Below are 22,163 nucleotides of genomic sequence, written 5' to 3' on the forward strand. Positions count from 1 at the left end.
CGCCCATTTCTTCTCAATACTGCTTGTCTGCCCCGCTGCACCCCCAACTTAATTGATCAGGGGGCCCAACGACGCGACGGCGAGCGCGAACAGCGCCGCCGCGAGCAGGGCGGGTGTGTGCGGTCCCGGGCCGGCGGCCGCGGCGCCGCCGAGGAGGGCCCCGAGCGGCGCGCCCGCGACGGCGAGGGTGCGGAAGGCCGCGGCGATGCGGCCGAGCATCCCCTCGGGGGCGCGCTCCTGCATGAGGGTCGTCTGCTGGACGTTCCACACCGTCCCCATGAAGCCGAACACCGCCATGGCCCCGATCGATACCGCGAGGACGGGCAGCGTCCCCATCAGGACGAGGCAGCCGGTCTGGACGGCGCCGGCGAGGAACACGGCGCGTATCCGTCCGGTCCGCTCGGCGATCCGCCGGGCGAGGAAGCCGCCGGCGACGGCCCCCAGGGCGTAGGCGGTGATGGTGGCGGCGTACGCCGTGTTCCCCGCCGTTCCCGTCGGGTGACCGTCCGTCACATGGACGACGAGGGTGGCGATGAGGGCGCCCATGCCGATGTTGCAGAGGGTGGTGGCGGTGCAGAGCCACCGCAGGGAGCGGTCCGCGCGGAGGACGGCGAGCCCTTCGGCCATCTCGGCGCGGAGGGTGGATCCGGCCGGGCGGGGCGGCCGCTCGGGCGCCCCGGTCCGCAGGGAGGCGACGAGGAGCGCGGCCAGGACGTACGTGACGGCGTCGGCCGCGTACGGGACGGCGGGTCCGGCAAGCAGCAGGGCGGGCACCGCGGGTCCGGCGAGGAGGCCCCCGGCGAGCTGCTGACCGGTCATCAGGCGGGCGTTGGCCCCGGCGAGGGTCTCGGCGGGGACGAGTGCGGGCAGCAGGGCGGTGGCCGCGTTGTCGAAGAGGGTCTGCAGGGTGGTGAGGGCGAAGGCGAGGAGGAGCAGCAGGGCGATCGTGGCGTGTCCGAGGGCGACGGCGGCGGCGAAGGCGGCCACGAGTCCGCCGCGGACGAGGTCGACGGCCCACATGGCCCGCCGCTGGTCGACGCGGTCGGCGACGGCCCCGCCGAGGAGTCCGAAGAGCAGCCAGGGCAGGAAGCCGCAGGCGGTGACGGAGGCGATGAGGAGGGGGTCGTCGGTGAGCGAGGCGGCGAGCAGCGGCAGCGCCGCCGTACGGAGCGAGTCGCCGAACCGGGAGACGACCGCGGCCGTCCACAGTCGCCCGAAGCCGCCCCGCCAGGCGGGCACGGCCCTGGTCCCGCCCACTGCCTCCGTCGCCGCCACGGCGCCCCCTCGCGTCGGTGATCCCCTGCCCGACCGACCGTAGAGGACGCCACTGACAACGGGGCTCTCAGTGGGCGCCGCGGTGCAGTCTGCCCTCGTAGCGGGCTTCGAGGAGGGCGTTGTGCTCGTGGCCGCCTGGGATGTTGGCGGAGACGTACACGGGCGGTTCGCGGCCCTCGGCGAGGAGGAGGGCGACGGTCTCGGCGACGGTCATCTGGACGAGGAGCGCGGAGGTGAGGGTGGAGATCCCGCACAGGGCGCCGCCGCCGGGGAGCGGGAGGACCGCGTCGCCGGTGGGGGCGCAGTTGTCGAGGACGACGTCGGCGAGGTCGGCGAGCCGCTTGCCGCTCGCGTGGAGGGCGGGGACGGCACGGGTGTGTTCGAGCGAGGTGAGGGCGACGAGCCGGTGTCCGGCGCCGGTCGCCTTCAGCGCCAGGTCGACGACCGCGTTGTTGACGCCGGAGCTGGAGACGATCACGAACAGGTCCTGCGGGCGGGGGTCGGCGAGGGCGTAGAGCCGTTCGGCGAGGCCCGGGGCGCGTTCGAGGAGCGGGTCGGCGAGGAGGGCGGGGTCCTCGCCGCCGCGCAGGACGAGGTCCGCGAGCGAGAGGCGATCGGTGGGGACGAGGCCGCCGGCGCGGCCGGCGATCTCCAGGGCGGCGGCCTGGGAGTGGCCGGTCCCGAAGGCGTGGATGACGCCGTCGGCGGCGACGCAGTCGGCGAGGAGCCGGGCCGCGCGCGGGACGGCGTCCTCGTTGGCGGCGACGGCGCGCTCGACGGCGTCCCGGGCGTGGTCGGCGAACCGCGCGGCGCCGAGGTCGGGTCGGGGCAGGGCGGCGGACATGGCGGGGCCTCCACTGGTTCGGTGTACCCGGATCTTCCCCCGCGCCCACCGCGTACGGGGCGGACAACCGCCGGTGACGCACGAACGGGCCTTGCCCGCGAACCTGGTTCGCGGGCAAGGCCCGTTCGTCACACCGTCACACCACGCTTCAGATCTCGCCCCGCAGCTTGGCCAGCGCCTCGGCGAGGATCGCCTCGCCGTCCGCGTCGCTGCGGCGCTCACGCACATAGGCGAGATGGGTCTTGTACGGCTCCGTGCGCGGCGGGTCCGGCGGGTTGTCCCGGTCCTGGCCCGCCGGGAAGCCGCAGCGCGGGCAGTCCCAGGTATCCGGGACCGCCGCGTCGCTGGCGAAGCTCGGCTGCGTCTCGTGCCCGTTCGAGCACCAGAAGGAGATGCGGAGGCGCGGTGCCGACTCGCCCCGCTCGGCCTCCCCCATCGGCCCCGCTCCGACCCGGCTTCCCCGGATCGCGTTGCCACTTGCCACGGTCGTAACTCCCTGCGTGATGGTGCTCGAAGATGCCCCAGTCTACGTAAGGCCCAACGCGCGTCCAGTGATTGGAGTTACCGGTCCAACTTCATCAGAAGACCAAGTACCACAATGCAGGAGAACCAGCACAGACCCACCACGACCGTGATCCGGTCGAGGTTCCGCTCGGCGACCGAGGAGCCGCCGACGGAGGACTGCATGCCGCCACCGAACATGTCGGAGAGGCCGCCGCCCTTTCCCTTGTGCATCAGCACGAGCAGCATCAGCAGCGCGCTGAAGACGATCAGGGCGATCGAGAACCCCATAACCACGGCTGGACCAACTTCCTCGGACTTATACGGACGGGGGCCGGGCACCTGCCCGACCCCCGCAAGGGTACGACGTAACGCCGCTACCGCATACTCACTGGTCGCGGAAGCGCACGATCTTGACGAACTCGTCGGCGTCCAGCGCCGCGCCGCCCACCAGGGCGCCGTCGACGTCCGGCTGCGCCATGATCGCGGCGACGTTTCCGGCCTTGACCGAGCCGCCGTACTGGATGCGGACCTTGTCGGCCAGCTCCTGCGAGTACAGCTCGGCGAGGCGGCCGCGGATCGCCCCGCAGACCTCCTGGGCGTCCTCGGGCGTGGCGACCTCGCCGGTGCCGATGGCCCACACCGGCTCGTACGCGATCACGATCGTCTCGGCCTGCTCGGCCGGGACGTCCTTCAGCCCGCCGTCGATCTGCGCGAGGGTGTATTCGACCTGGTTGCCCGCCTTGCGGATGTCCAGGCCCTCGCCGACGCAGAGGATCGGGGTCACGCCGTGCTTGAAGGCGGCCTTCACCTTGGCGTTGCAGACCTCGTCGTTCTCGGCGTGGTACTGGCGGCGCTCGGAGTGGCCGACGGCGACGTAGGCGCACTTCAGCTTGGACAGCATCAGGCCCGAGATCTCGCCGGTGTAGGCACCGGAGTCGTGCTCCGAGATGTCCTGGGCGCCGTACTTGATCTTCAGCTTGTCGCCGTCGACCAGGGTCTGGACGGACCGCAGGTCGGTGAAGGGGACGAGGACGGCGACCTCACAGGCGTCGTAGTCCTTGTCGGTCAGGGCGAAGGCGAGCTTCTGGACGTGGGCGATGGCCTCGAGGTGGTTGAGGTTCATCTTCCAGTTGCCCGCCATCAGCGGGGTGCGGGTGGTCATGAGGTGTTCAGCCCTCCAGTGCGGCGAGGCCGGGGAGCGTCTTGCCCTCGAGGTATTCGAGGGAGGCGCCGCCACCGGTCGAGATGTGGCCGAATGCGTTCTCGTCGAAGCCCAGGGTGCGGACGGCCGCGGCGGAGTCGCCACCGCCGACGACCGTGAAGGCCGGGGAGTCGACGAGCGCCTGGGCGACGGCCCTGGTGCCCTCGGCGTAGTCGGGGTGTTCGAAGACGCCCATCGGCCCGTTCCAGAAGACGGTGGCGGCGTCGGCGAGCTTCGAGGCGTAGAGCTCGGAGGTCGCGGGGCCGATGTCCAGGCCCATCTGGCCGGCCGGCATGGCGTCCGCGGCGACCGTCTCCGGGTTGGTCGGGGCCTTGGTCTTCATGTCGGGGAACGCGGGCGCGACCACGACGTCGACGGGGAGCACGAACTCCACGCCGGACGCCTCGGCCCGCTTCAGGTACTCCTGGACCACCGGGATCTGGTCCTCCTGGAGCAGCGAGCTGCCGACCTCGTGGCCCTGGGCCTTGAGGAAGGTGAAGACCATGCCGCCGCCGACGAGGATGCGGTCGGCCTTCTCCAGGAGGTGGTCGATCACGCCGAGCTTGTCGGAGACCTTGGAGCCGCCGAGCACCACGGCGTACGGCCGCTGGACGTCCTCGGTGAGCTTCTTCAGGACGCCGACCTCGGTGGCGATGAGGTGGCCGGCGTAGTGCGGCAGCCGGGCCGGGAGGTCGAAGACCGAGGCGTGCTTGCGGTGCACGGCGCCGAAGCCGTCGCCGACGTACAGGTCGGCGAGGGCGGCGAGCTGGTCGGCGAAGGCGCCGCGCTCGGCGTCGTCCTTCGAGGTCTCGCCGGCGTTGAAGCGGAGGTTCTCGATGACGGCCACCTGGCCGTCGCCGAGACCGGCGACCGTGGCGGTGGCGGACTCGCCGACCGTGTCGGTCGCGAAGGCCACCTCGGCACCGAGCAGCTCGCCGAGGCGGGCGGCGGCCGGCGCGAGCGAGAAGGCCGGGTCCGGGGCGCCCTTGGGGCGGCCCAGGTGCGAGGCGACCACGACGCGGGCGCCGGCGTCGGCGAGCGCCTTGACCGTGGGGACGACGGCGCGGATGCGGCCGTCGTCGGTGATGGTGGTGCCGTCGAGCGGCACGTTGAGGTCGGCGCGGACGAACACGCGCTTTCCTTCGACGCCCTCTTCGAGAAGCTCGTCGATCGTCTTCATCTGTTAACAGACTCCTTGGTACGCGGTGGAGCACACAAACAGGGCTCGCACAGCGCGGCATTGCGCTGCCCGAGCCCTGCTCACATCGAAAGCCTGCCCTGAACCCTAGAGCTTAGAGCTGGCCGCCGACGAAGACGGTGAGGTCGACGAGACGGTTGGAGTAGCCCCACTCGTTGTCGTACCAACCGAGGATCTTGACCGTCTTTCCGTCCTGGACCATTGTCAGGGAGGCGTCGAAGGTGCAGGACGCCGGGTCGCTGACGATGTCCGAGGAGACGATCGGGTCCTCGGTGTAGAACAGGATCCCCTTGAGGTCGCCGTCCTCGGCGGCCTTCTTGAACGCGGCGTTGACCTCGTCCTTGGTGACCTCGCGGTCGAGGGTGACGACCAGGTCGGTGGCGGAGCCGGTCGGGACCGGGACGCGCATGGCGATGCCGTCGAGCTTGCCCTTGAGCTGCGGGAGGACCAGGGCGGTGGCCTTGGCGGCACCGGTCGTGGTCGGGATGATGTTCTCCGCGGCGGCGCGGGCGCGGCGCAGGTCCTTGTGCGGGAAGTCCAGGATGCGCTGGTCGTTGGTGTACGCGTGGACCGTGGTCATCAGGCCCTTGACGATGCCGAAGTTCTCGTCGAGGACCTTGGCCATCGGCGCGACGCAGTTGGTGGTGCAGGACGCGTTCGAGATGACGTCGTGCCGCGCCGGGTCGTACTTGTCCTGGTTGACGCCCATCACGATGGTGATGTCCTCGTCGGTGGCCGGGGCCGAGATGAGGACCTTCTTGGCGCCGCCGGCGAGGTGCTTCGCGGCGTCGGCCTTCTTGGTGAAGATGCCGGTCGACTCGATGACGATGTCGACGCCCAGGTCGCCCCAGGGGATGTCGGCCGGGTCGCGCTCGGACAGCACCTTGATGGTGTGGCCGTCGACGGTGATGGTGTCGGCGGTGTGGGTCACCTCGGCCTTGAGGCGGCCCAGGATGGTGTCGTACTTCAGCAGGTGTGCGGTGGTCGCGGTGTCACCCAGGTCATTGACAGCCACGATCTCGATGTCGGCACCCTGCTCAAGGAGCGCTCGGAAATAGTTCCGGCCGATGCGGCCAAAGCCGTTGATGCCTACGCGGATCGTCACGAACCGATCTCCTCGTCAGCTAACGCCGGAGTTCTCGACGCCGGCGAGATTTTTGTTTTTTGGGATGTCCCCGACCGCTTACGACCCTACCCCTCCAGCCGCCGGTGAGTGACATCGTGCGCAGCCGTACGCGCCCGAAAAGTGGGGTAAAACGGCCGACGGCCCGCACTTACCGACGGGTACGGGCCGTCATGGGACCTTTGTCCCCACTACTCTCCGTCAGCGTCGGAGCGCCCCGAGGGCGCGGCCGATGAGCCGTGCGCGCTCCGCCGTGCCGGGCACGTGCTCCAGGCCGTAGCCGAGGAGGACGGTGTCACGGGTGGTGACGGCGGCCTGGGAGTGGAAGAGCGCCGCGGAGCGCGTCCAGTCGGAGGCGTTGCCGGGGCTGCCGGCCGGGGCGCCGGGGGTGGACCAGGCGCCGAGGGAGGTCTCGAAGCCCTCCGCCTCGGTGGTGGTCCCGGTGACGAGCCGGGTGTCGTCGACGAAGGCGCCCATCTCGCCCGTACCGGGGTCGGAGACGTACGAGATCGCGAGCTCGACCTTCTTGCCGGCCCAGGCGCTCAGGTCGACGGAGGCCTGCCGCCAGCCGTTGGAGGGGCCGGTGAAGGCGTTCCAGACGCCGGTGGTGCCGGTGGGCGCGCAGCCGTCCTCTCCGACGGTGAGGTAGTGGGCGAGGAAGGGGTGGCCGCGGACGTAGAAGCCCTCGCCGCAGTCGGCCGGGGGCGTGGTGGAGGTGCCGCCGTTGACGTCCGGCAGGGTCGTCCAGTCGTCCTGGCCGACGGTGTGGGCCTCGACGACGAGGTTGTCGTAGCCGGGCTCGGTGTCGTAGCTGACCTGGAAGTCCAGGCGCGGCTTCGACCCGGCGACGACGCCGGTGAGGTCGACGGTCCTGGCGAGCCGGGCCCAGGTGTCGTCGGCGTGCTTGACGGCCGCGAAGGTCGAGCCCTCGGCGGGCTCGAAGGGGGTCCGGATGCCCGGGTAGTCACCGGCGGAGGCGCTGCTCGCGAACTGCGGGAACTGCTCCGGCTTCAGGGTGTCCGAGGTGACGGTGTACGCGCCCGCGTTGTCCAGCGGGTTGTCGGCGGCGGCGCCGAGCGTGGCGCCGACGCCCGCGAAGGCGCCCGTGCCGGCGAAGGCGGGCGGGTTCTTGAGGCCCGCGCGGTGGTAGGCGCCGAGGTAGTACTGGGCGAAGTCGTTGGACTCGGCCCTGCCGATCTCGGTGAGCCCGCCGGACTTCTCACCGGCGTTGATCAGCTTGCCGCCCTCGTTGAGGTAGGCGCGGACGGCGAGCTGGGCGGCGCCGGAGGGGCGCTCGGCGCCGGTGTACCAGACGACGGTGCGGAAGTGGGAGAGCACGCCGAGGGCGTCCGGGGCGCCCTGGGTGGCGACGTCCCAGACGGCGGCCCCGCGCTTGTTGTCGGCGAGCGCCTTCACGTAGGCGGCGGTGTGCTGCGCGGCGGCGGTGCCGCCCTCGTCGGCGAGGACGAGCACGTCGCCGCGGGGGCGCTCGGCCACCTTGTACGTGAAGGGGGCGGAGGCGGTGGCCCGGCCCTCACGGGTGCGGGCGGTGAACCAGACCTCGACGGAGTCGCCGGGGCGGGCTCCCTCGACCTCGGCGCGGTACTCGTCGAAGTAGAGGTTGTCCTTGCCGCCGAAGGTCTCGCCGCCCTCCCAGGCCTCCAGCTCCTCGCTGTGGGTGCGACCGCCGTTGATCCGGTACTTCAGGGTCTTGCCGCGCAGCGACTTGCGGGCGGTGACGGCGACCTCCTGCTCCGCACCGCGGGCGTAGGAGGTGGTGAAGGTCTTCGGGGTGAGGTCGGGGGCGTCGATGCCGACCGGGGAGACGGGCCGGTCCGGGTGGGCGGCGGTCTCGGCGACGGCGAGCGCGAAGGGGATGTTCTTGGCGAACTCGGCCTGGATCAGCTTCTCGTCGTCCGGGAAGGTGAAGACGGAGGCGCAGTCGGCCGGGTTCCAGGCGTCGTTCGGGTCGACGCGGGAGGCGGTGGCGCAGGTCGACATCTCCGGGGTGAACATCTGCATCCCGTTGACGTTGGCGGCGTGTCCGTCCGCCTCGCCGTTGGTGATGTACAGCTCGGAGGAGACCTGTGGCCGGTAGCCGGGCACGGCGGACTTCTGCGGGGTGCCGGCGAGGGCCTTGAGGGCCACGTCGTCGGGGGTGTCGGTGGCGACCTGCCAGCCGACACCGTAAAGGAGGAGCTGGGCGGCCGAGTGGTAGTTGACGCCGTACGCGAAGCCGATGCGCTTCTCGAAGGCGTCGAGGGCCTTCGTCTCGGGCTCCGACATGGGGCCCTTGCCGCGGAAGGTCTCGTCGGCCGGGTCGGGGGACGAGCCCTCGTTGTCGTAGCCCCACTTGTAGGCGAAGTTGCGGTTGAGGTCGACGCCGTCGCCGGGGCCGATCTTCCCGTCGCCGTCGTTGTCGCGGAGGTTCTTGCGCCACTGCCGGTTGGCGGGGTCGGCGTGCGTGAAGTCGTAGCCGTCCGGGTTGGCGGAGAGGACGAACCACAGCTCGGTGGAGTCGACGATGCGGGTGATCCGCTCGTCCTTGCCGTAGTTGTCGAGGTAGTGGTGCATCAGCCGCCGGGTCATCTCGGGGGTGATCCACTCGCGCGCGTGCTGGTTGGACAGGTACAGCGTGGCGGGCTTCGAGCCGTCCTCGGTCTTCCTCGCGCCCTTGGTCAGCTTGAGGGCGAGGATGTCCTGCCCCTTGAGGGTCTTGCCGATGGAGACGACCTTGGTGAGCCCGGGATTGGCCCGTGCGGTGTCGAGGATCTCCTGCTTGAGGCCGTTCGGGCCGCCGTACGGGCGGAAGACGCCGTCGCCCGCCGCGGCGACCCGCTTCTCGGCCTGGGCGGTGAGGCTGTGCTCGGCGATCTCGATGCCCTGGCCGCGCAGCTTCCCGGCCTGACGGCCGGTGAGGAAGAGCTCGACCGTCGCGGAGCCCTTCGCCGGGACCTGCTCGGTGAGTTCATGGGCGTCGGCGCCGGCGTCGAGGAGCAGCGGGATCTGCGCCTGGGTGACCTCGGCGCGCCAGACGGAGAGGGCGTCTCCGCCGTCCCGGTCGTTCGGCTGCGCTCCGGCGACGGGTGCCGCCGCCACTCCGGCGATCAGCAGTGAAGCCGCGGCGAGGATCGATCTCGCTCTGCGTCTCATGAGCCCCCCTTGCTGTTGTCGGTCACGAAGGTGAACAGACGCCAGGCTCTTGGGCGCTCATGGGACTGTCAAGGGTGCCTCGCGGGGTGTACGAAAAAGCTGCCGGTGCCTCAGAAAGGCACCGGCAGCGCGGAGTTCGGGGTTCCGTACGGGCTCCGTACGGCAGCGGGTACGTCAGCCGACGAGGCTGTCGTCCAGCTCCTCCGTCAGGTTGGACTCGGTCCCGGGGATGCCCAGGTCCTGCGCCCGCTTGTCGGCCATCGCGAGGAGCCGGCGGATCCGGCCGGCCACCGCGTCCTTGGTCAGCGGCGGGTCGGCGAGCGCGCCCAGCTCCTCCAGGGAGGCCTGCTTGTGCTCCATGCGGAGCCGGCCGGCGGCGGCGAGGTGCTCGGGCACCTCCTCGCCGAGGATCTCCAGGGCGCGCTGCACCCGGGCCCCGGCGGCGACCGCGGCGCGGGCCGAACGGCGCAGGTTGGCGTCGTCGAAGTTGGCCAGGCGGTTGGCGGTGGCGCGGACCTCGCGCCGCATCCGCCGCTCCTCCCAGGCCAGCACCGACTCGTGCGCGCCGAGCCGGGTGAGGAGGGCGCCGATCGCGTCGCCGTCGCGGACGACGACCCGGTCCACTCCCCGTACCTCGCGGGCCTTCGCCGCGATGGAGAGCCGGCGGGCCGCGCCGACCAGGGCGAGGGCGGCCTCAGGACCCGGGCAGGTCACCTCCAGGGAGGAGGAGCGGCCGGGCTCGGTCAGCGAGCCGTGCGCGAGGAACGCGCCGCGCCAGGCCGCCTCGGCGTCACAGGTCGCACCGGAGACCACCTGCGGGGGGAGGCCCCGGATGGGGCGGCCGCGGCCGTCCACGAGACCCGTCTGCCGGGCCAGCTGGTCGCCGCCCGCCACCACCCGCACCACGAAGCGCGAGCCGCGCCGCAACCCGCCGGGGGCCATCACGATCAGCTCCGAGCTGTGCCCGAAGATCTCCAGGATGTCCCGCTTGAGGCGGCGGGCCGCCATCGCGGTGTCGAGCTCCGCCTCGATCACGATGCGGCCGCTCACCAGGTGCAGCCCGCCCGCGAACCGCAGGATCGACGAGACCTCTGCCTTCCTGCAGCAGGTCCGGGTGACGGGAAGCCGGGAGATCTCGTCCTTCACCGCTGCCGTCATCGCCATGGGCCGATCCTTCCATGCATCCGAAAAATACGGTCGTACGCGGCGGCCAACAGCTCCGGGTCATGCTTCGCGGAGCCGTCGGGCCGGGCCACCGGCGCCAGCTCGACCGCTGCACCGAGCCGCTTGGCGGCGTCGGCGAGGGGCTCTCTGGCTGACACGTCGGGCACGGCGGCCTCGTCGGCCAGCACCACGTCCAGGGCGAGTTTAGGGGCGTGTCGTCCCAAAACCTCCAAATGACGTTGCGGGGAGAAGCCCTCGGTTTCTCCGGGCTGCGGCGCGAGGTTCAGCGAGAGCACCTTCCGGGCCTTCGTCTCGGCCAGGGCGTCGAGGAGTTCGGGGACCAGGAGGTGCGGGATCACCGAGGAGAACCAGGAGCCGGGACCGAGCACCACCCAGTCCGCGTCGAGGACCGCGGCGACCGCCTCGGGCACGGCCGGCGGGTCGTGCGGCACGAGGTGCACGGACTGCACCTCGCCGGGGGTGAGCGCCACGGTCGCCTGGCCGCACACGGTGTCCACCTCGTCCGGGCGCTCCGGGTCGTGGCCCCTGACCAGGGCCTGGAGCTCCAGGGGCACGGCGGACATGGGCAGCACCCGGCCCTGGGCGCCGAGCAGCCGGCCGACCAGGTCGAGGGCCTGGACGGGGTCGCCGAGCTGCTCCCAGAGGGCGACGATCAGCAGGTTGCCGACGGCGTGGCCGTTGATCTCGCCCTTGGACTGGAAGCGGTGCTGGATCACCCGGGCCCAGGTCTGGCCCCAGTCGTCGTCGCCGCAGAGCGCGGCGAGCGCCTTGCGCAGGTCGCCCGGGGGCAGCACGCCGAGCTCCTCCCGGAGCCGGCCGCTGGAGCCCCCGTCGTCGGCGACGGTGACGACGGCGGTGAGGTCGCCGGTGATCCGGCGGAGCGCGGCGAGGGAGGCCGACAGGCCCATGCCGCCGCCGAGGGCGACCACCTTGGGCTGGGTGCCGCGCCTGCGGAGCGTACGCCGCACCGCGAGGGTGGAGGTACGCCGACGGTACGGCTTCACTCGCGCCCCATGTCCCGGTGGACGACGACGGTCTCGACCCCTTCGGCGGCGAGGCGGGCGGCGAGGCGCTCGGCGGTGGCGACGGAGCGGTGCTTGCCGCCCGTGCAGCCCACGGCGATGGTCACGTACCGCTTGCCCTCGCGGCGGTAGCCCGCGGCGATCAGCTGGAGCAGCTCGGTGTAGCGGTCGAGGAACTCCTTGGCGCCGGGCTGGTTGTAGACGTAGTTCGACACCTCCTCGTTGAGGCCGGTGAAGGGGCGCAGCTCGGGGACCCAGTGCGGGTTCGGCAGGAAGCGCATGTCGACGACGAGGTCGGCGTCGACCGGCAGGCCGTACTTGAAGCCGAAGGACATCACGGTGGCCCGGAGCTCGGGCTCCTCGTCGCCGGCGAACTGGGCGTCCATCTTGGCGCGCAGCTCGTGGACGTTGAGGCTGGAGGTGTCGATCACCAGGTCGGCGTCGCCGCGCAGCTCGCGCAGCAGGTCGCGCTCGGCGGCGATGCCGTCGGTGATGCGGCCGTCGCCCTGGAGCGGGTGCGGCCTGCGGACCGACTCGAAGCGCCGGACGAGGGCCTCGTCGGAGGACTCCAGGAAGACGATGCGGCGGGTGACCTGCTTGGCGTCCAGGTCGGCGAGGGACTCCCTGAGGTTGTCGAAGAACTGCCGGCCGCGGACGTCCACGACGACGGCGATCCGGGCGACGTTGCCCTGGGAGCGGGCGCCGAGCTCCACCATGGTGGGGATCAGCGCGGGCGGCAGGTTGTCCACGACGAACCAGCCGAGGTCCTCCAGACACTTCGCCGCGGTGGACCGGCCGGCTCCGGACATGCCGGAGATGATCACCAGCTCGGGAATGGCCGCCTCGGCGCCGTTGTCGCCGGGGGTCTCCTTCGTGCCCGTACTCACGTGTCCTGCTCCGTCTTCTCGGTCGTGCTCGTGGTGCGTGTGGCGCTCGCTCATGCGGTGGTGCCCCCGTCGTCTTCCATGATCTCTCCTGTGGCCGTGTTCACGGCGGGTGCGGCGGGGGCCGCCTGGGCCAGGGCCACGGCGACCGCCTCCGCGGTCTTCCGGCCGAAGCCGGGGACCTCACAGATCTGCTCGATTGTCGCCTGCTTCAGCCGCTTCACCGAGCCGAAATGCTTGATCAAGGCCTGTTTGCGCGACTCTCCGAGGCCGGGGACGGCGTCGAGCGGGCTGGTCCGGAGGCGTTTGGTCCGCTTGGACCGCTGGTAGCGGATGGCGAAGTCGTGAGCCGTGTCACGTACCCGCTGGAGGAGGTAGAGCCCTTCGCTGGAGCGGGGCAGCACCACCGGGTCGTCGTCGCCGGGCAGCCAGACCTCCTCCAGGCGCTTGGCGAGCCCGCAGACGGCGACGTCGTCGATGCCGAGCTCGTCGAGGGCGCGGCGGGCCGCGGCGACCTGCGGCTGCCCGCCGTCGACGACGACGAGCTGCGGCGGGTACGCGAAGCGCTTGGGCCGCCCGTCGTCCTGGGCGCCGTCGGCGGGGACCTCGCCGCCGACCTCGCTCTCGGCGAGGGCGTCCCACTCCCCCGTACGGTCCCTCTCGGCGAGGTAGCGCTTGAAGCGCCGGCTGATCACCTCGTGCATGGACCGGACGTCGTCCTGCCCCTCGAAGCCCTTGATCTGGAAGCGGCGGTACTCGCTCTTGCGGGGCAGCCCGTCCTCGAAGACGACCATCGAGGCGACGACGTCCTCGCCCTGGAGGTGCGAGATGTCGAAGCACTCGATCCGCAGCGGCGCCGAGTCCAGGTCCAGGGCCTCGGCGATCTCCTCCAGGGCCCGGGAGCGGGTGGTCAGATCGCTGGCGCGCTTGGTCTTGTGCAGCACGAGCGCCTGCTGGGCGTTGCGCGCGACGGTCTCCATCAGGTCCTTCTTGTCGCCGCGCTGCGGGATCCGCAGCGAGACGAGGGAGCCGCGGCGGCCGGACAACCAGGCGGTGACGGCCTCGGCGTCCTCCGGCAGCGCGGGGACGAGAACCTCCTTGGGGACGGCCTCGCCGCTCTCCTCGCCGTACAGCTGCTGGAGCGCGTGCTCGACGAGCCCCGCCGTGTCGACGGCCTCGACCTTGTCCGTGACCCAGCCGCGCTGGCCCCGGACGCGTCCGCCGCGCACGTGGAAGATCTGGACGGCGGCCTCCAGCTCGTCCTCGGCGAGGGCGATCAGGTCGGCGTCGGTGGCGTCGGCGAGGACCACCGCGCTCTTCTCCATGGCCTTGCGCAGGGCCTCTATGTCGTCGCGGAGCCGGGCGGCCTTCTCGTACTCCATGTCCTCGGCCGCGACCATCATCTGCTTCTCGAGCCGACGGATGTACGTACCGGTGCGGCCGGCCATGAAGTCGCTGAAGTCCTCGGCCAGTTCGCGGTGCTCCTCGGGCGTGACCCGGCCGACGCAGGGCGCCGAGCACTTGCCGATGTAGCCGAGGAGGCAGGGCCGTCCGGCGGAGGCGGCGTTGCGGAACACGCCCGCCGAGCACGTCCGCACGGGGAACACCCGCAGCATCAGGTCGACGGTCTCGCGGATCGCCCACGCGTGCGTGTACGGCCCGAAATAACGCACGCCCTTCTTCTTGTGCCCGCGCATGACCTGGACGCGCGGAAACTCCTCGTTCATGGTGACGGCGAGGTACGGATAACTCTTGTCGTCCCGGTACTTCACGTTGAACCGGGGATCGAACTCCTTGATCCAGGAGTACTCCAGCTGCAGCGCCTCGACCTCGGTGGACACCACGGTCCACTCCACGGAGGCGGCCGTCGTCACCATGGTGGCCGTGCGCGGGTGCAGGCTCGTGAGCGGCTGGAAGTAGTTCGCCAGCCGCTGGCGCAGGGACTTCGCCTTCCCCACGTAGATCACCCGGCGGTGCTCGTCGCGGAACTTGTAGACCCCCGGGGAGTCGGGGATCTGACCCGGCTTGGGGCGGTAGCTGGAGGGGTCTGCCATGCTCACCACCCTACTGGCGGGGACCGACACTCAGGGCGGGCCCGCTCGTTGGCCGGACATGGCTCAGGAGACTTCAGGACGGCTGGCGGACCGGGTGTGCGTGATCACGGGCGCGGCGAGCGGAATCGGGCGGGCGACGGCGGAACGCTTCGTACGGGAGGGCGCGCGGGTCGTGGCCACGGACGTGGACGCGGACCGTCTCGCGGGTCTTCCCGGAGTGACCCCGGTGGTCGGGGACGTCTCCCGGGAGGAGGACGCGCGGCGGATGATCGACACGGCGGTGGAGCACTTCGGCCGGCTGGACGTGCTGGTGGCGAACGCGGGCGTGATCCCGCTGCTCTCCGTCACCGAGGCGGAGGCGGCGGACTTCGACCGGGTGATGGCCGTCGACGGCCGGGGCATGTTCCTGACCTGCAAGTACGCGATCGAGGCCATGCTCGTCACGGGCGGCGGGGCCATCGTGTGCACCTCGTCGATCTCGGGCGTGGCGGGCCAGGCGAGGCAGGCGGTGTACGGTCCGGCGAAGTTCGTCGCGACCGGCCTGACCAAGCACCTGGCGGTGGAGTGGGCGGAGCGGGGCATCCGCGTCAACGCGGTCGCCCCCGGCACGATCGAGACCGAGCGGGTGGCCGCCGCGCGCGTGGAGCCGGGCGGGCCCGAGTACCTCACGGAGATCGTCCGGGCCCACCCGATGGGCCGCTTCGGCACGCCGGAGGAGGTGGCGGCGGCGATCCTCTTCCTGGCGTCGGACGAGGCGTCGTTCGTGACGGGCGCGATCCTTCCGGTGGACGGCGGCTACCTGGCCCGCTGAGGCCCACGCCGCGGGGCCCTGGGGGGCGCCCCCCTGCCCGTGCGAGGCGCCGCCCCTCGCCCGCCCGGGCCCGCGCCCTGCGCCCGTGCGGGACCACGCCCCGGTGGGCGGCGCCCACGCCCCGTGTAGGCCCGCGCCGTGCTGGGCGGTGCCCCGCCGCCGTGTGGGCCCGCGCCCGGGCTGGGCGGCGCCCCGCGCCCGTGTGGGCAATCGTCCCGCTGGGGCGGGACGGGTGGGCACACGGGACGGCGCCCCCAGCCGGGCCTAGGCTTCCGCGCCCTGACCCGCACCGACCGCGCGGCGCACACGGGGGTGCGGGTTCAGGCGCGGAAGCCTCTGGCGCCGGCAGGGCGCGGGTCCGTTGTGCCCACCCGTTCCGCCCCAGCGGAACGACTGCCCACAACGGGGGCGGCACGAGGCGTCCGCAACGGGGTGGGCGCCGCCCACAACGGCGGGGCGCAGGCCCACGACGGGGTGGGCGCCGGCCCACGACGGGGTGGGCGCCGGCCCGGCGGAACGACCGCCCAGAACGGGGGCGGCGGGGGCACCGCCCCGGGCGGGCGCCGCCCACAACGGAGGCGGCGGGGCGCAGCCCTAGCGGGTGGGCGCCGCCCCAGCGGAACGATTGGCGCGGCGGCGTATCGTTGCCGCGGCCGTCAGGGCCAGGGCCAGCAACGCCCCCGCCCCCACCGCCACCACGACGCCCGGCCCGGCCTCGGCCGTGGGCGCCGCGTCGTAACCCCCCGCCGCGCCCCTCCTCGCGTACGACGAGCCCGGCAGCTTGTCGCCGTACGCTCGGGCCACCCGCTCCCGATAGGCCGCGAGGCTCGTCCCCCCGCGCCCCACGGCCCGCACCGCGTCCTCGTCCAGCGGCAGCACCTTCGTCCCCTTCTGGACGTACCACGCGTCGATCTGCGGTTCGCGGAAGACGAGGCCGCCGCGGCCCATCTCCGCGTACCGGATCTCGTCGTCGCCGGTGGCGATGTTCACCACCTGCCAGCCGCCCGCCTGCTCGACCGTCCACAGCGAGGCCTTCTGCCCGTCGGAGGCCACGGCACGGCTGGCGCGGAACTCGACGCGGGCGACCGGCGCCCCGGGCTTCCCGGCGACGAAGTCCGGGGAGAGGAGCCGCACCGGAACGGAGGCGCCCTCGACGCGCGGCGCGGCCGCCGTGCGGGCGAGGGCCCCGTCGCGGGCGAAGAACCGGGACAGGGTGTCCAGGGTCCCCGGCGCGGAGGCGGCCTGTTCGGGGGTCGGCGCGGGCGGGAGGCCCTCGGCGGCGACCGCCGGGAGCGCCCCGAGGGCCACCAGGGCGGCGGCGAGGAAACCAGCGGCACGTATCTTCATCGTCGTCACGCCCCGATCCGGTAGAGCGAGTGGGTCCAGGAGAAGGAGCCGTTGTTGACGTACCAGGCGTGCGAGGCCCAGTTGTAGCGGTCGCTGGAGGGCCAGGGGTCGCCCCAGTAGACCCAGCTGTTCGTGTCGTCGTAGCCGTAGATCACGTGCATGTGGCCGCCGCCGCTGGACCACTGGATGCGGGTCTCGACGGGCCGGTCGGCGTTGATCTCGGTCTGGACGGTCGAGTACCGCAGCCAGCCGGTCACGTACGAGCCGGGGTTGATGCCCGCCCAGCTGAGCCCGTTCTGGACGTTGCCCAGGTCGGCCTGCCAGTTGGGGCAGTCGTAGCCCTGCTGGCGGTTGAAGGCGGCGTTGCAGAACTGGTTCTGGCTGTAGTTCCGGCCGTACCAGGTGGCGATGGTGTTGCCGCTCGCCGCCCAGCACCAGTTGGTCTTCTGCTGGGCCTGCATGGTGATGTTCAGGCGCTTGGAGGCGAGGACGGAGACACCCTCGTCCGAAGGCGCGGCGGAGGCCGAGGCCGAGGTGGCGGGGACGAGGAAGAGGGCGGCCGCGGCGAGTGCCGCGAGGTCGAGCAGTCTTCTGCGCATCGCGTTCCTCCCAGGGTGGGGGGTGGGGATGTGGGGAGTCGGAGGAGCGCGTCCGGACGCTGGTCAGGAGCATCGGCCGTTGTCCGGGCCGGGTCAACACGCTTCAATGCGGGGTGACATCGGACTGTGAACGGTGTGGCCCGGGTGTGAACGGACACCCGTGGCCCACCTGCCCGCCCACCCCTCGCGGCGCGACGGTCCGTGCCCCCGTCGTGAACGTTCACGGAGGAGTCCTCGTGAGCCACACCGAGGCCGATCTGGTGCAGCTGCTGCACACCGGCCCCTTCCACCTGGCGCTGCGCACCGCGCTGGCCGTGCGCGGGCTGCCGCTCCAGCGGGTCCAGCACCATCTCGCGCACCGGGGCGTCAAGGTCGGGGTGACGAGTCTGAGCTACTGGCAGCAGGGCGCCCGCCGCCCGCAGCGGCCGGAGTCCCTGAAGGCCGTCCGGGCCCTGGAGGAGGTGCTCCAGCTGCCCGGGAACTCGCTGCTGCGGCTCCTGGCGGAGGACGCGGCCGCCCGCTCCGAGGTGGAGCGCCCGGCGGCCCGCTCGTACCGCTCGCTGGTGGAGGCCTCGGGCTCGGTCGAGGGGCTGCTCGCGGAGCTCGAGTCCCCGACGGACGGCGGGCTGCACACGGTGGGGCACCACGAGCGGGTACGGATCGGGGCGGGGCGGGAGCTGGTGGGGCGCGAGTCGCAGCACGTGGTGCGGGCGCACCGGGACGGCGTGGACCGCTATCTCGCCATCCACCACGGCGACCCGGGCTGCGACCCGTCGCGGGTGGTGGTGCGGGCGGTGGAGAACTGTCGGACGGGGCGGGTGCGGTGGCACGCCGGGACGGGCGTGCTCGTCGCGGAGCTGCTCTTCGACGCGCGGCTGCGGGCCGGGGACACGTACCTGTTCTCGTACGGCTTCGAGGACGGTACGGCGGGGCCGAGCGGGGAGTACGTGCGCGGGTTCAGCTTCGCGGGCGGGCAGTACGTGCTCCAGGTCCGCTTCGACGAGGCCGCGCTTCCGGTGCGGTGCCGGAGGTTCGCGCAGGCCTCGACGGGGGCGCCGCGCGGCGGCCGTGCGGAGCTGACCCTGAGCGGCCGGCACCGCACGGTGCACCTCGTGGAGCAGGGGGTGCGCCCGGGGATCCTGGGGATCGACTGGGACTGGGCGTGAGGCCTCAGGCCTTGGGGGCGGCCTCGGGTCCGGCGACCAGCTTGCCGTCCTCGACGCGGATCGGGACCTCGGGGAGCGGGACGGTGGCGGGGCCCTGGATCGCCTTGCCGGTCGTCACGTCGAAGCGGCTGCCGTGGCAGGGGCAGTTGCCCTCGTTCTCCTCGACCTTGTCGAGGACGCAGCCGGCGTGGGTGCACTGGGCGCTGAAGGCCTTGTACTGGCCCTTGGCCGGGCAGCTCACCACGAGCCGCTGCTCGCGGTAGAGCTTGGAGCCGCCGACCGGCACCTCGTCCGGGGCGCCGAGCGGGACGGGCGCGGTCGGGGTCGGGACCCCGGCGTGGCCGAGCTTGGACTCGGTGGAGCAGGCGGCGACTCCCAGCCCGGCGGCTCCGGCGAGGGCCGCGCCTTTCAGTACGGTGCGGCGGCTGGACTGGCCGGACATGAGCGCTCCACGGTGAGATCGGGGACAAGACGCCCCAGGGGTGACCGAACCGACGATACCGGCGGCTTCCTCCGGACCGTCGGCCGGGCCTGACCTGGGGGGCAGGGCCCCCGCCGGGGGCCCTGCCGGGACCTCACGCCTTGCGGGCGCGGGCCGTCGCCTTCTTGGCCGTGGCCGCCTTCTTCGCGGGGGCCGCGACCTTGGCCGTGGCCGCCTTCTTGGCGGGGGCCTTCGCCGCGACCGTCTTCGCCGCCGTCTTCTTCGCGGCCGCCTTCTTCGTCCCGCGCGCCGCGGGGATCGTCGCGGCGTCGCTGATCCGGTCGGCGCCGAGGATCTCGCGGAGGAACTTGCCGGTGTGGCTCGCCGGGACCGAGGCGACCTCCTCCGGCGTGCCCTCGGCGATCACCAGACCGCCGCCGCTGCCGCCCTCCGGACCCATGTCGATGACCCAGTCCGCGGTCTTGATGACATCGAGGTTGTGCTCGATGACGATCACCGAGTTGCCCTTGTCGACCAGGTTGGACAGGACCTTGATCAGCTTCGAGATGTCCTCGAAGTGGAGACCGGTGGTCGGCTCGTCCAGGACGTAGACCGTGCGGCCCGTCGAGCGCTTCTGGAGCTCGGAGGCGAGCTTCACGCGCTGCGCCTCGCCGCCGGAGAGCGTCGGCGCGGACTGGCCGAGCCGGACGTACCCGAGGCCGACCTCGTTGAGCGTGCGCAGGTGGCGCGCGATGGTCGGGACGGCCTCGAAGAAGTCGAGGGCCTCCTCGATCGGCATGTTCAGGACTTCGGCGATGGACTTGCCCTTGTAGTGGACCTCCAGGGTCTCCCGGTTGTACCGGTCGCCGTGGCAGACCTCGCACGGGACGTACACGTCCGGGAGGAAGTTCATCTCGATCTTGATCGTGCCGTCGCCGGAGCAGTTCTCGCAGCGGCCGCCCTTGACGTTGAAGGAGAAGCGGCCGGGCAGGTAGCCCCGGACCTTGGCCTCCATCGTCTCGGCGAAGAGCTTGCGGACGTGGTCGAAGACGCCGGTGTACGTCGCCGGGTTCGACCGCGGGGTGCGGCCGATCGGGGACTGGTCGACGTGCACGACCTTGTCGACGAGCTCGTCGCCGTCCACGCGCGTGTGCCGTCCGGGCACCGACTTGGCGCCGTTCAGCTCGCGCGCCAGGTGGGTGTAGAGGATGTCGTTGACCAGGGTCGACTTGCCGGAGCCGGAGACTCCGGTGACGGCGGTGAGGACGCCCAGCGGGAAGGAGACGTCGATGTCCCGCAGGTTGTTCTCGCGGGCCCCGTGCACGGTGAGCCGGCGTCCGGGGTCCACCGGGCGGCGGATGTCCGGGGTGGCGATCGACCGGCGGCCGGACAGGTACTGCCCGGTCATCGACTCCTCGTTGGCGAGGAGCTCCTTCAGGGAGCCGGAGTGGACGACCTTGCCGCCGTGCTCGCCGGCGCCGGGGCCGATGTCGACGACCCAGTCGGCGACCTTGATGGTGTCCTCGTCGTGCTCGACGACGATGAGCGTGTTGCCCATGTCCCGGAGCCGGACCAGGGTCTCGATGAGCCGGTGGTTGTCGCGCTGGTGGAGGCCGATGGACGGCTCGTCGAGCACGTACAGCACGCCGACGAGGCCGGAGCCGATCTGGGTGGCGAGCCGGATGCGCTGGGCCTCGCCGCCGGAGAGCGTGCCCGCCGCCCGGTTGAGCGAGAGGTAGTCGAGGCCGACGTCGACGAGGAAGCGCAGCCGCTCGTTGACCTCCTTGAGGACCCGCTCGGCGATCTTCTTGTCGCGGGCGTTGAGCGTGAGGCGGGAGAGGAACTCGGCGCAGTCGCTGATCGACATCGCGGAGACCTCGGCGATGGACTTCTCCATGACCGTGACCGCGAGGACGATCGGCTTGAGGCGGGTGCCCTCGCAGGTGGGGCAGGGCACCTCGCGCATGTAGCCCTCGAAGCGCTCGCGGCTGGAGTCGCTCTCGGCCTCGCTGTGCCGCCGCTTGACGAAGGAGACGGCGCCCTCGAAGGCCGGGGTGGTGTACGCCCGCTCGCGGCCGTACCTGTTGCGGTAGCGGACCTCGACCTGGGTCTTGTGGCCGTACATCAGGGCCTTCTTGGCGCGCTGCGGAAGACCCGCGTACGGGATGTCCGTGCGGAAGCCGAGGGCCTGGGAGAGGCCGCCGATGAGCCGGCCGAAGTACTCCTTGGTGTGCCCGTGCGACCAGGGGTGGATGGCGCCCTCGTCGAGGGACCTCTCCTCGTCGGGGACGACCAGCTCCGGGTCGACCTCCATGCGGGTGCCGATGCCGGTGCAGTCGGGGCAGGCGCCGAAGGGCGAGTTGAAGGAGAAGGAGCGCGGCTCCAGCTCCTCGAAGGACAGGTCGTCGTACGGGCAGTAGAGGTGCTCCGAGTACATCTTCTCGCGCTCGGGGTCGTCCTCGGCGAGGTCGACGAAGTCGAGCACGACCATGCCGCCGGAGAGTCCGAGCGCGGTCTCGACGGAGTCGGTGAGCCGGCGCTTGGCGCTGTCCTTCACGGTGAGGCGGTCGACGACCACCTCGATCGTGTGCTTCTCCTGCTTCTTCAGCGTCGGCGGCTCGCTGAGCTGGATCGTCTGCCCGTCGACGCGGGCGCGGCTGTAGCCCTTGGTCTGGAGGTCGGCGAAGAGGTCGACGAACTCGCCCTTCCGCTCGCGCACGAGCGGGGAGAGCACCTGGAAGCGGCTGCCCTCGGGGAGCTCCAGGACCTTGTCGACGATGGCCTGCGGCGACTGGCGGGAGATGGGGCGGCGGCACTCGGGACAGTGCGGCTTGCCGATGCGGGCGAAGAGCAGACGGAGGTAGTCGTAGACCTCCGTGATGGTGCCGACCGTCGAGCGCGGGTTGCGCGAGGTCGACTTCTGGTCGATGGAGACGGCGGGCGAGAGACCTTCGATGAAGTCGACGTCCGGCTTGTCCATCTGGCCGAGGAACTGCCGGGCGTACGAGGAGAGCGACTCGACGTACCGGCGCTGCCCCTCGGCGAAGATCGTGTCGAACGCGAGGGAGGACTTGCCCGACCCCGAGAGCCCGGTGAAGACGATGAGGGAGTCACGCGGGAGGTCGAGCGAGACGTTCTTGAGGTTGTGCTCGCGAGCGCCACGGACGATGAGACGGTCGGCCACGCCGGTCCGCACCTTTCTGGAGAGAGCGGATATGCCTGGGATGTGCCTGAACACCCAACAACCAAGGATGCCGGATGCTTCCATCGAGCCTATAGCACGCACATTCGATTTCCGGCCGTCCCGAGACCGCTTCACCCGAACGAGTGGCGGCGCAGGGGGGGGTGCCGGGCCGGTCGGGCCTGATCGGACCTG

Annotated in this window: 18 protein-coding genes; 2 read left to right on the plus strand and 16 right to left on the minus strand. The window is 71.9% G+C overall.

Going from position 1 to position 22,163, the window contains the following annotated elements:
• Positions 1 to 48: 48 nt before the first annotated feature.
• From SVTN_RS09330 to uvrC, 12 genes are all read right to left on the minus strand, one after another.
• On the minus strand, positions 49 to 1,275 hold the full coding sequence (locus SVTN_RS09330; RefSeq protein ID WP_041128654.1) for an MFS transporter: 1,227 nt from the start codon (positions 1,273 to 1,275) through the stop codon (positions 49 to 51).
• 67 nt (positions 1,276 to 1,342) lie between these two features.
• Positions 1,343 to 2,119, minus strand: coding sequence for a sugar isomerase domain-containing protein (locus tag SVTN_RS09335; RefSeq protein WP_041128655.1), 777 nt, complete (start codon positions 2,117 to 2,119; stop codon positions 1,343 to 1,345).
• Between the two features lie 148 nt (positions 2,120 to 2,267).
• Positions 2,268 to 2,603: an RNA polymerase-binding protein RbpA gene (locus SVTN_RS09340; protein ID WP_078908267.1), complete on the minus strand. Its 336-nt coding sequence runs from the start codon at positions 2,601 to 2,603 to the stop codon at positions 2,268 to 2,270.
• Between the two features lie 77 nt (positions 2,604 to 2,680).
• Positions 2,681 to 2,911, minus strand: a complete 231-nt coding sequence (gene secG / locus SVTN_RS09345; RefSeq protein ID WP_041128656.1) for a preprotein translocase subunit SecG — start codon at positions 2,909 to 2,911, stop codon at positions 2,681 to 2,683.
• Positions 2,912 to 3,008: 97 nt separating this feature from the next.
• Positions 3,009 to 3,785, minus strand: coding sequence for a triose-phosphate isomerase (gene tpiA / locus SVTN_RS09350; RefSeq protein ID WP_041128657.1), 777 nt, complete (start codon positions 3,783 to 3,785; stop codon positions 3,009 to 3,011).
• Positions 3,786 to 3,792: 7 nt separating this feature from the next.
• Positions 3,793 to 5,004, minus strand: a complete 1,212-nt coding sequence (locus SVTN_RS09355) for a phosphoglycerate kinase (RefSeq protein WP_041128658.1) — start codon at positions 5,002 to 5,004, stop codon at positions 3,793 to 3,795.
• A gap of 112 nt (positions 5,005 to 5,116) precedes the next feature.
• A complete protein-coding gene (gene gap, locus SVTN_RS09360; RefSeq protein ID WP_041128659.1) occupies positions 5,117 to 6,127 on the minus strand; it encodes a type I glyceraldehyde-3-phosphate dehydrogenase in 1,011 nt (336 codons plus the stop codon).
• A gap of 219 nt (positions 6,128 to 6,346) precedes the next feature.
• Complete coding sequence (locus SVTN_RS09365; protein WP_041128660.1) at positions 6,347 to 9,298, minus strand: M14 family metallopeptidase; 2,952 nt, start codon at positions 9,296 to 9,298, stop codon at positions 6,347 to 6,349.
• 174 nt (positions 9,299 to 9,472) lie between these two features.
• Positions 9,473 to 10,462 (minus strand): DNA-binding protein WhiA, encoded by a 990-nt coding sequence (whiA, locus tag SVTN_RS09370; RefSeq protein ID WP_030205188.1) that lies wholly within the window; start codon positions 10,460 to 10,462, stop codon positions 9,473 to 9,475.
• Positions 10,453 to 11,487, minus strand: a complete 1,035-nt coding sequence (locus SVTN_RS09375) for a gluconeogenesis factor YvcK family protein (RefSeq protein ID WP_041128661.1) — start codon at positions 11,485 to 11,487, stop codon at positions 10,453 to 10,455. Before SVTN_RS09375 ends, whiA begins: the two co-directional genes overlap by 10 nt.
• Positions 11,484 to 12,446: an RNase adapter RapZ gene (gene rapZ, locus SVTN_RS09380; RefSeq protein ID WP_078908268.1), complete on the minus strand. Its 963-nt coding sequence runs from the start codon at positions 12,444 to 12,446 to the stop codon at positions 11,484 to 11,486. The genes SVTN_RS09375 and rapZ overlap by 4 nt, the downstream gene beginning before the upstream one ends.
• A complete protein-coding gene (gene uvrC / locus SVTN_RS09385) occupies positions 12,443 to 14,443 on the minus strand; it encodes an excinuclease ABC subunit UvrC (protein ID WP_041128662.1) in 2,001 nt (666 codons plus the stop codon). The genes rapZ and uvrC overlap by 4 nt, the downstream gene beginning before the upstream one ends.
• A gap of 58 nt (positions 14,444 to 14,501) precedes the next feature.
• Between uvrC and SVTN_RS09390 the strand changes: the two genes are divergently transcribed.
• The gene (locus SVTN_RS09390; protein WP_041128663.1) at positions 14,502 to 15,254 is read left to right on the plus strand and encodes an SDR family NAD(P)-dependent oxidoreductase; all 753 of its coding nucleotides are present in this window, start codon (positions 14,502 to 14,504) and stop codon (positions 15,252 to 15,254) included.
• A gap of 594 nt (positions 15,255 to 15,848) precedes the next feature.
• On the opposite strand, the gene SVTN_RS09395 is transcribed toward SVTN_RS09390, so the two are convergent.
• Positions 15,849 to 16,610 carry a hypothetical protein gene (locus SVTN_RS09395; protein WP_167352200.1) on the minus strand — a complete coding sequence of 254 codons (762 nt, stop codon included), beginning with the start codon at positions 16,608 to 16,610 and terminating at the stop codon, positions 15,849 to 15,851.
• A complete protein-coding gene (locus SVTN_RS09400) occupies positions 16,607 to 17,200 on the minus strand; it encodes a papain-like cysteine protease family protein (protein ID WP_041128664.1) in 594 nt (197 codons plus the stop codon). The genes SVTN_RS09395 and SVTN_RS09400 overlap by 4 nt, the downstream gene beginning before the upstream one ends.
• 236 nt (positions 17,201 to 17,436) lie before the next feature.
• Here SVTN_RS09400 and SVTN_RS09405 point away from each other — a divergent pair, with 236 nt between their 5' ends.
• Entirely contained in the window at positions 17,437 to 18,366 is a 930-nt protein-coding gene (locus SVTN_RS09405; RefSeq protein ID WP_041128665.1) for a hypothetical protein, read from the plus strand.
• Positions 18,367 to 18,370: 4 nt separating this feature from the next.
• Here SVTN_RS09405 and SVTN_RS09410 read toward each other — a convergent pair whose 3' ends face one another.
• Together SVTN_RS09410 and uvrA are read right to left on the minus strand one after the other, a co-directional pair.
• The gene (locus SVTN_RS09410; protein WP_041128666.1) at positions 18,371 to 18,808 is read right to left on the minus strand and encodes a Rieske (2Fe-2S) protein; all 438 of its coding nucleotides are present in this window, start codon (positions 18,806 to 18,808) and stop codon (positions 18,371 to 18,373) included.
• Between the two features lie 133 nt (positions 18,809 to 18,941).
• A complete protein-coding gene (gene uvrA, locus SVTN_RS09415; RefSeq protein ID WP_041128667.1) occupies positions 18,942 to 21,971 on the minus strand; it encodes an excinuclease ABC subunit UvrA in 3,030 nt (1,009 codons plus the stop codon).
• Between the last annotated feature and the right edge of the window lie 192 nt (positions 21,972 to 22,163).

The organism is Streptomyces vietnamensis (assembly GCF_000830005.1).
In the GTDB taxonomy this organism is placed as follows: domain Bacteria; phylum Actinomycetota; class Actinomycetes; order Streptomycetales; family Streptomycetaceae; genus Streptomyces; species Streptomyces vietnamensis.

Excerpts from the sequence above, each read along its gene's own strand:
- SVTN_RS09335 (WP_041128655.1), bottom strand. The coding sequence starts at position 2,119 with ATGTCCGCCGCCCTGCCCCGACCCGACCTCGGCGCCGCGCGGTTCGCC.
- secG (WP_041128656.1), bottom strand. The coding sequence starts at position 2,911 with ATGGGGTTCTCGATCGCCCTGATCGTCTTCAGCGCGCTGCTGATGCTG.
- tpiA (WP_041128657.1), bottom strand. The coding sequence starts at position 3,785 with ATGACCACCCGCACCCCGCTGATGGCGGGCAACTGGAAGATGAACCTC.
- SVTN_RS09355 (WP_041128658.1), bottom strand. The coding sequence starts at position 5,004 with ATGAAGACGATCGACGAGCTTCTCGAAGAGGGCGTCGAAGGAAAGCGC.
- SVTN_RS09365 (WP_041128660.1), bottom strand. The coding sequence starts at position 9,298 with ATGAGACGCAGAGCGAGATCGATCCTCGCCGCGGCTTCACTGCTGATC.
- whiA (WP_030205188.1), bottom strand. The coding sequence starts at position 10,462 with ATGGCGATGACGGCAGCGGTGAAGGACGAGATCTCCCGGCTTCCCGTC.
- rapZ (WP_078908268.1), bottom strand. The coding sequence starts at position 12,446 with ATGAGCGAGCGCCACACGCACCACGAGCACGACCGAGAAGACGGAGCA.
- uvrC (WP_041128662.1), bottom strand. The coding sequence starts at position 14,443 with ATGGCAGACCCCTCCAGCTACCGCCCCAAGCCGGGTCAGATCCCCGAC.
- SVTN_RS09390 (WP_041128663.1), top strand. The coding sequence starts at position 14,502 with ATGGCTCAGGAGACTTCAGGACGGCTGGCGGACCGGGTGTGCGTGATC.
- SVTN_RS09400 (WP_041128664.1), bottom strand. The coding sequence starts at position 17,200 with ATGCGCAGAAGACTGCTCGACCTCGCGGCACTCGCCGCGGCCGCCCTC.
- SVTN_RS09410 (WP_041128666.1), bottom strand. The coding sequence starts at position 18,808 with ATGTCCGGCCAGTCCAGCCGCCGCACCGTACTGAAAGGCGCGGCCCTC.